The 9,017-nt window shown below is 58.3% G+C and carries 6 protein-coding genes; all 6 read right to left on the bottom strand.

Annotated elements, in window-relative coordinates:
- Nucleotides 1-203 (bottom strand): MCE family protein (locus HKN37_13415; protein ID NNE47647.1); only part of this gene is annotated, 203 nt, incomplete at its 3' end.
- Between the two features lie 48 nt (nucleotides 204-251).
- On the bottom strand, nucleotides 252-1,034 hold the full coding sequence (locus tag HKN37_13410; GenBank protein NNE47646.1) for an ATP-binding cassette domain-containing protein: 783 nt from the start codon (nucleotides 1,032-1,034) through the stop codon (nucleotides 252-254).
- A 3-nt stretch (nucleotides 1,035-1,037) separates the two neighbouring features.
- A complete protein-coding gene (locus HKN37_13405) occupies nucleotides 1,038-1,787 on the bottom strand; it encodes an ABC transporter permease (GenBank protein NNE47645.1) in 750 nt (249 codons plus the stop codon).
- 166 nt (nucleotides 1,788-1,953) lie between these two features.
- Nucleotides 1,954-2,193, bottom strand: coding sequence for a hypothetical protein (locus HKN37_13400; protein ID NNE47644.1), 240 nt, complete (start codon nucleotides 2,191-2,193; stop codon nucleotides 1,954-1,956).
- Nucleotides 2,194-2,337: 144 nt separating this feature from the next.
- The gene (locus tag HKN37_13395; GenBank protein NNE47643.1) at nucleotides 2,338-7,464 is read right to left on the bottom strand and encodes a translocation/assembly module TamB; all 5,127 of its coding nucleotides are present in this window, start codon (nucleotides 7,462-7,464) and stop codon (nucleotides 2,338-2,340) included.
- A 6-nt stretch (nucleotides 7,465-7,470) separates the two neighbouring features.
- A partial coding sequence (locus HKN37_13390; GenBank protein ID NNE47642.1) for a BamA/TamA family outer membrane protein occupies nucleotides 7,471-9,017 on the bottom strand: 1,547 nt, incomplete at its 5' end.

The following is a 9,017-nucleotide window of genomic DNA, read 5'->3' as shown; positions in this document are numbered from 1 at the left end:
CGCACGGCGTCGACACGACCTACACTGACGCCCTGGTACTGAACGGCCGCACCACTCGTCAGTCCGGCCACCGAGGTGAATCGAGACTCTACAACGAATGTATCCCCGAACAGGAACGCCCGGTTGGCGATAGCGAAGAGCGCGAAGATGAAGAGGGCCGCGCCCGTAACGACAAGAATACCTGTTCGTGTTTGCCGGGTCATAAGCAGAGTAGGAAAGACGCGCCCGATTAAGCCAATTTTCTAAAACCGTCAGGAACCGAAGAAGTTGCGAATCTCGGGGTGCGCCTCCTCGCGCATGTGTTCGAGGTCACCGGAAGCGACCAGGCAACCGTCGGAGAGAAAGTGAGCGGTATCGGCGATGATTTCTGCACATAGCAGATCGTGCGTGATCGCAATCGATGTTATGCCGCGTTCGTCGCGTAGCCGCACGATCAAGTCGGATACGGTACGAACGGAAATCGGATCGAGGCCGGTTGTTGGCTCATCGTAGAGCATCAAGTCGGGTTTCAGTATGATAGCGCGGGCCAGACCGACTCGCTTCTTCTGCCCGCCCGAGAGTTCCGATGGATACTGCCGACCCTTCTCGGGCATTCGAACCCACTCCAGAACCTCAGCGATCCGATCGTTGCGCTCGGCACGAGTGAACGTCGAGTGCCGTTCCAGAATGAAACCAAGATTCTCGTTGACGGTCATGGAGTCGAAGAGCGCTCCCCCCTGGAATACGTAGCCGGTCGACAGCCGCAAAGCGTCGAGTTCGTCACCATCGAGAAGATCTACGCGCTTGCCGAGCGCCCACACTTCGCCGGCGTCTGGACGCAGCAGCCCCACGATGTGCTTGACAAGAACGCTCTTTCCAGTCCCGGAACCGCCCATGACGACTGCAGATTCGCCATCCGCCACAGTGAGGTTGATCCCTTTGAGGACGTCCTTGCCATCGAACCCCTTTGAGAGCCCCCGGATGTCAACCACGATATTCGCGGGAGGCGGCCGGGACTCAACGGTTGGGGGATATGAATCGGTCTCCGTGGCCATGGGTTAGCCGGAGATATCCCCGAAGATGAGGAGTGACATCCTGACCACTACGACGTCCGCGATGAAAATGAGCAGCGCGGACACGACCACCGCGTGCATGGCCGCCTGTCCCACCTCGCGCGTACCGCCGCGTACGTTGTAACCCATATAGCAACTGACGATCGCAACGATGAAGCCGAAGATGGACGTCTTCATTGTGTCCACAACAAGGTCCGAAATACGTATGGTCTCGAAGGCAGTGTTGAAGAATATTCGATAGTCCATATCGGTCGAGAGGACGGATTCGAGGTAGCCGCCGATCATTGCCAGTGTATCGGTGCAGATCGTCAGAACAGGAAAGACGATTATGCAGGCAAGGACGCGCGTGATGACGAGGTAGTGAAAGGGCTTGAGAGCGGCCACTTCGAGCGCGTCAATCTGTTCGGTGACGCGCATGGACCCGATTTCGGCTCCGATGCCGGCCCCGAGTCGACCTGCCAGCACCAGCGATGTGATTACGGGTCCGATCTCTTTGAAGACGGACAGGGCCAGCATGTTCGGCAGAACAGCCTCCGCTCCAAATCGAATGAGCGTGCCGCGGCTCTGCATCGCGAGGACAATGCCGATCGAAAACCCGGTGACAGACGTCAGTAACAAGCTTTTGGTGCCGACCTCGTCCATCTGGTTGATCAGCTCGCGCATCTCGAACGGCCTTCTCCAGACTCGCTTGAAGAATTCAGCGGCGAATAGCGCCAGATCGCCGGCTCGCATCATGAAGCCGAAGAAAATGCTGGCTCGTTCACGGGCTATCGTTTCGGAGTTGGCCAAACTTTGGTTTCCAGGTAATCAGCGGTCGTGCAGATCGGCGCGCCGGTTCATGTGCGCCAGTCGCGCAGAGAGCCGATCGAGCAGCAGGTGACGATCTCGGCGTTCGGCGTACTCACGTGTACTGGAACAGGATACCGAGCAAATAGACTATGATGATTACAATGACGACGACCATGATGGCGCCCACCACGAGGGCACCTTTGTACAGACGTCCCAGCGACTCCTGGCGACCGACCGCTGTCTTCTGCAGTTCGAGAGCGTGATTGGCGACTCTCCGATATTCCTCGATCTGTTCTCGTTGTCCATCGCGGATCTCCACCAGGAGCTGCCGAATCCTGTCGTCTGATTCCATTTACTTTGTGATTGATTTTTCGGGGCAAGCGAAAGCAATCAACGGCATGCGCGTCGGACTCGCAACCGTTCTCTCATATCACTATCAGATGCGATCCATTCTCGTCTTTCGTGAGATTGCGTCCAGCTCGACTCCTCCCCGACGTCAATACGCATATTGCCAGAGCAGGTTGACGCTGATACTTCCTCTCTTGGTCAGAAGTCGCAGCAGCAGACTCTCAATCAGTTCGAACTCGGCGGTGATTTCTCTCTTGTTTCCGAAAGTGCTACCCGAGGTGGACCCGCCGAACGAGATGGGTTGAGAGATCGACAGGTACAACTTGCTATGGACGTACTTTCCGGCTGTCAGTCGCGTGTCCAGACCCTGCTGCTCAATCTCGACGACGTCGAGACCGAGGCCCGATCCGGCGACGCCCTCGATGAGACCGGCCACCTGGCCCAGTGCAATGTCCGTCGCGAGGGAGCCACCGCTGCCGGCTCCTCCGAGATGTAGTGACTCGCTGGCAGGTCTGCCGAATGCGATGTACGAGACAATGTCCGTCAACTCCATGGTCGGGTCGGAGCTGAGCTCGACATCCAGGTCGTCGAGCTTACCGGTTGCCGCCAGCGTGATCGTAACCTCGTTCTCCGGATTTCGCCACGCTCGTATCGCGTATGCCGCCTCGATGTCGAGCACGGGATCTTCCATTGATCCGTTATACGTGAGGTTGCCTTTCTTGAGGGCGAAGGATTTGCCAAATTGCACGATCCGGCTTCTCTCCGGCAGTACCTCGATCGACCCGAACGCCTGTTCGTCCTGGTTCGGTCTTTTTGAGACCTCCAGGTTTCCAGTAAACTGGATATCCATCGTCGGATTCTTCTTTGACCGAATCCAGGTGTCCCTGCTGATCTTGACCGTGAGGTCCATGGACAGCGCCCTGTAGAAGTCAAACGTTGTCGTGTCACGCTCCGTAAGACGGATCCCAAAGCGCTGCTCGACGGTCAGCAAATCCTGCATCGACAATTCGACCGGCTCAAATTCTTCGATTTCTTTGACGAAATAGATGTCGGCGCTGGCTACGTCGACAGTGCCGGTGAGAGTTGGACGGCGCGTGCTTCCGGCCAGGACGAGCTTCGCGCCCGCGACCGCGCGATATTCCCGGTTCTCAACTGCAAGGAAGTCCTGGGTGGAAATATTGATGTCGAAATCGCCGAGCGTAAGTTCCTTCAAGCTGATGGACCCGGTCGCGAGCAGGGATCCACGCCCAGACGTTGCCGTGACGCGGTCCAGGTAGATCAGATCGTTTTCGAATCTGGAATCGACCTGGATATCGGCGTACGTCACACCGAACTGAGTGAGTCGCAGCAGGCCGTCCGATACGGTTGCGGACCCGTTGAGCGTCGGATCTGCAAAGGTCCCTCCTATGTCGACGCGGCCGGTCAGTCGACCTCCGATGTTTGAGAACAGCGTCGGATCGAGGAACGGCTTGACCCACCCAATGGCAAAGCCATCGGCTTGAATTGTCAGTGCTGATTCTCCCAGCGCTCTGAGCTTGCTCGTTCCAGCTGCGATCCGCCCGGCTTCGTCGGTCTGGACCGACAACCGAAGATCGATCGGTACATAGCCATCGAGTGCGAGGGTCTTGCCGTCATCATCTCGAAGCAGGGCGTTGACCTGCATGCGAAGGTCCGAGTAGTCGAGATCAATGGAGAGGTCTCCCACGCGTTTGCGGAGCGCCGTAACATCAGCCGTAAGTGAGCCCCGAACCTGCGGCGCGTCCGCCCTGCCCGTGAGGTCGATGAATCCGCTGATGCGTCCGCCGAGACCTTGATAGCCGAAAAGATCAGTGACGGCCCCCAGTCGAAACGACTCGATACTGACGATGAGACTCTGCTCACCATCCAGATCCACATAGCCGTCCACGGCCACCTGTTGATCGCCCGCATACATCAGGAAATTGCTGATCCGGTATTCATCACCGAACGTCACCGTGCTGGTGGTGAGCAATTCCCAGCGCTGATTCGGCGGACCGAGCCGGAGCGACTCGAGCGTCAACACGGGCGCATCTGTGCCCATCGTGACATGGCCCGCCACCCTTGCATCCGTCTTGTCGTCGATGACTGCGAGGCCCTCGAAGCGCAACTCGTCATCTCGATATGCGACGTCAACCCGGGCAGTTCGGGCCGCGACGTTGGGCAGTGAAGCCTGTACGGCCTCGAGACGCCCCTCTGCGTCAATAAAGCGCAGGTCCGACTCGAGTCGCCCGACAAGCCGCACACGAATCTCGCCAACCCGGAGGTTTCCATACGCGACGCGATGTAGTTGACCATCGACCCGAACGCGTGTGTCACCGGCAGCGCCGCTGACCGTGATATCCACGTTCCCGTCCGCCAGGACTTGATTCACGTCGGGAACAAGCGATTGAAGCGGGCTCAGGTCTGTCACCACAGCGCTGAGCCTCAGGTCAGAACCGGGCGACGTGGAGTCGCCGTCGACGACCAATAGTCCGCCACCGGATACCGTCGCCACGTTGGACTGTATTGAAAGCGTATCCAGGTTGAGGATGCCTCCCTGGAGCGAGAATACCGATCTCGCCTCATCGACCGATACGTCGCCGATTCTGGATTTTCCGACCTCCAGGCGACCCTTGCCGGTGGTTCGGGGCCCCGCCAGACCGCTGCCGGAAAATGCAAAATCCATACTCACGTCCGACTCGAGCGAATCCGCTCCCGCCAGCCGCGTCGGACTCATGCCGACTATCGATCCTTCGACCTCAAATTTGCGATCTCCGACCAATTCGATCGATCCGTTCACCAGCGTCTGTCCGCCCAGCAGCTCGACCGTCGACTGAAGGTTGACCGTTCCGGAATCCGCCGCGAACACTACCGTGCCAGCGCGGATGGTATCGCTATTGATGATCGACTGGTCAGCGTCGAGTTGGCCCGTCGCAATCATGGATGCCATTTCGAAGTTTCGCAGCTGCGCGTTGAACGAACCATTCAGGTTCGTGCGCAGAGACGACGTCCCCAGAATCCTTGACAATTCTATGCCTGCGAACCGTCCATCCGATATCGATACGTTCGGTATCTCGTCCAGCGGACGTCCCGTCGCGTTGAGGGACACTAGTCCATCCGGCGTCAATGCTTCGACCGTCACGCTCATTAAACCTGCGACGAGCGTTGCCTCTATACTCGCCGACTCGACAACCTGTTGATTGACGTGCGATGTATCAAGTTGGACGGTCGCTTGTCCCGTTGCGCTGCCTCCGGAGACCGTCGCGCGCCCGAATATGGTTCCGGAGAGATTCGTCTGCCACGCGTCGGTGCCCGTCAACGCCGCGTAGTTCACCGAATCGAATCGTGCACGTGATATCTGGTACGTTCGGCTGCGACCAAACGGCCGCAGGGCGCCGTCGAGTTCGATCGAGCCGCCACGCATGTTGAGTGCTGCGGTCCCGTTCACCTGACCACTCGCGATCTGGAGCGACGTGGCTCCGGATATCACTTTGTAGGCACCGTAAGAAGTAGTGTCGAGGCTCAACGTGATGGCCCCGCGCGCCGTTGCGAGATTTCGTCCTTCCAACGTGCCCCGCAAGATGCCGCTCACCGATGACGCAGTGGTGTCCGAGGACAGGGCGGTAAAATCGATCTTCTGCACGGCGAGCCGGTCGATGACAACCGCGATTGGTGGGTCCATCGCGATCTGTCCGGCTCCATCGAATCGCCCGTCGCCCACTGAGCCCGCTGTCGCAACACGAATCACGCCGTCGCGGATTGTCGCGCTGGTCGCCGGCGATGACACCGGCACGGAATTCCAGTTCGAGGGGAGCAATGTCATTCGGGCTGTCCCGTTCATCGACATCAGGTCTTGTCCCTGCAGGTCCAGTATCATTCGTCCGTTGAGATCCGATTTGTCCCGGGCGCTCCCGAACCGCGCTACGTTCAGGCCTGATACAGTGACCGCAGCCCGATAGGTGGGGGCGTCATCCAGGGGTCGGCCCGAGCCGTTCACCGAGAGTCTCGACCCGTTCACCGTGCCGGCCGCTTGCAGGTCGAGCTCGCCGCGAACCAGTTTGGCGTCAACAATTGCCGGGGATATCTCAAAGGTGCCGTACCGAAACGGCTCCATGTCCATTCGGATGTAGCCGGACAAATCGTCTATTGATGTGCCGGTGAGGTCAACATCCACATCGGCGGTCAGGCGTGATTGCGCCGGCTCCTTTGAACGCAGGACGTAGTTCGGATCGACGGCGTCAACACGGGCTGTAAACCGATATGCGAGAGCAGACGCCGATGGCGGTGACGCGTTTCCGCGCAGCACCACCGTCGCACCATCTCCGAACGTGAAATCACCGGATATATCCAGCAGGTCGGAGGACCCATCGATCTGCAGATCAGCATTGAGAGTTGCATCCGGATTGAGATCTGGCACGAAGGCCTGAATGTCTCGAAAACCCAGCGGTGCGGCCGCCAGGGAGAAATCCAGATCCCGGAAATCCTGGTCCTGGCCGGTAAAGGCCACCCGTCCGCTCGCCTTCAGGTCGCTTACGGACGATGTCAATTCAAGCGCCACCAGATCAAGAGCGCGATCCCTCAGCGTGCCGCTCAGAAAGACTTTTACGGTATCTGAGGTGCCCGGAGGACTAAACCGAACACGCGCGGAGTCAATGTCAAAGGCTGTCGCCGGTGACCGCAGGTTTTGAAGAACAAAGTTCAGGTCGTGAACTCGCAGCGTTGAGTCGCGATCACGGTTGTAGAACGATGCACGGGCAGTTCCCGACAGCAGCGTCAGTCCCCGGATCGAAAGTGGGGTCGATTCGTCTGTCGTATCAGCCGGCAGAACGTTGATCAGGTTCCACGAACTGTCAGGGAGTTGCGTCATGACAACCCGGGGCCGCTCAATGTCAACGTCCGAAAGCGCGACTTCCCCTCGCAGCAGGCGCCACAGTCCGATCTTTCCGGACAGTTGTGCCACCGACACCAGCGTGTCTCCGGCATCGTCGTGGAGCGATACGTCGCTCACGTGCAGGCCAGACATTACACCGCCCGACGCCTCACGAAAATCCATCGCAGCATTCACGAACGGGTTGTACTTCCGGAGTGCCCACCGCCCTCCGCTGTCCACCACCGCGTCGACTTCCAGAAGAAGGAGCATCAGGATGATGATGGTCAGGACGGCCAGAGTCAGACGAAAAAAGGTTCGAACAAGTTTTCGTGTCCACCGGCGGGATTTCGCGTCGGGCAGAAGTCCCGCGTCTTCGGTGCTGTTATGTTGAATGTCGTGTTTCGGCATTAACAGCTAAAACGTCTGACCGATGCTGAGGTGGAGGTTGAATCGCCGCGAGAATCTCTCGTTATCGATGCCGTTGTAGGCGTCCTCCGGCGATAGCAGGTCCTTTGTTGAAGGGTTGAGTTTGAACGCGAGGTCAAGTCTTACCAGACCGACCGGCGTCCGGTATCGGACGCCGGTTCCGACCGCGTAGTACATGTTGTTCAGCCGGATGCGACCGTCGTCAACGATTACGGACGATCCGTCTGTGAGGGTCACCTCGCGCGACGACACCTGACCGGCATCCGCGAAACTGGCGAGCTGCCACTTCCTGCCATATCCAGGAAGTGTGTACTTGAGTTCCATGTTGATGGCAAGGCGTGTTCGTCCTCCGGCTGCTTCGTACACAATTCGAGTATCCTCCTCGCCGGCCTGTCGCGCCGTCTTGGCGCCAAGCAATCCGGTGTTCCAGCCGCGTACATCTACAGCTCCGCCGGAATAGAAAAGAATCGGATCGAATCGGTCTTCGAACAGCGGGTCTCCGCTGTCAAGTCGCTCCAGAGTTGATTCGAGTGGCCATAGCCGACCGATTTGAATTCTTGTTCCGATCGACCACCGCTTCGTGATGGGTACAAAGGCCTGCGCCTCCGTGCCAAGCTTGATGTACTCAATAGCGGATCCGAGCAGCGCCTCGGCGCTCTCGACATAAGGTTGAAACAGGTACCCCTCTCTCGGACTCAGGTAGTTGTCGAGCTTCCCGAACGTCCCCGAAAGAGACAGGACGCTCTTGTTGAACACGTCCTTTTGTTCGATGGTCACGTCTTCGCGCTGAGATGTGTATTGAAGCGATCGAACGAACGTGTAACCGACCGAGATTGGTCTGAACGTGTACTTCTGATAGACGACGGATGTGACGAAGCCGACGTCCCGCCGGTTGATACCAAGTGTGCGCCCACTCTCCCGAAGATTCGGGTCACGCTCGAACTGCACGAATGGTGAAAGACTGCCCGACAATCTGCGTGAAAACAGATAGGGTTGACCAATGCTCACCGAGAAGTTGAACAGCCGCGGAGTCACATTGTCGCCTGCGCTAGCGAGCCATCCGGTTTGTGCGATTGTGCTCACGGCGAAGTTGCGAGCGGCGCCTAGAAAATTGCGGTGGCGCCATTCACCTTGCAGTGCCACGCCGTCTTCTCGCGAGTAGCCCGACTGACCTGTAAGAAACCGGAGTTTTGCCTCTCTCACCCGGTATCGTACCGTGACCGTACTATCGACGGGCTGATCCGGAATATCAGACAGGGCCACGCGGAACAGCCGGAGTCCAAAGATATCCTGCTGCCCTTGCGAAACTTTCTTGTTCGAGTAGATCTCTCCGCTTCGAAAGGGAAGTTCTCGAATCAGAATGCGGTCCGCCACGGACGTGTTGCCTTCGATAACGACGTCGGCGAAATGAGTGACGGGCCCGGGCTCGATCACATACTGAACGTCGGCCGTACTGAATACCGAATCGACTCGGGCCGAGGCGGTAACGCGCGCAAAGGCGAACCCGCGTTCCTTCATCCAGTTCAGCACCTGGT

The sequence above is a fragment of the Rhodothermales bacterium genome, from assembly GCA_013002345.1.
Taxonomy (GTDB): Bacteria; Bacteroidota; Rhodothermia; order Rhodothermales; family JABDKH01; genus JABDKH01.
The sequence above is the reverse complement of the archived record's forward strand: the minus strand, read 5'-3'. Positions and strand labels throughout refer to the sequence as shown.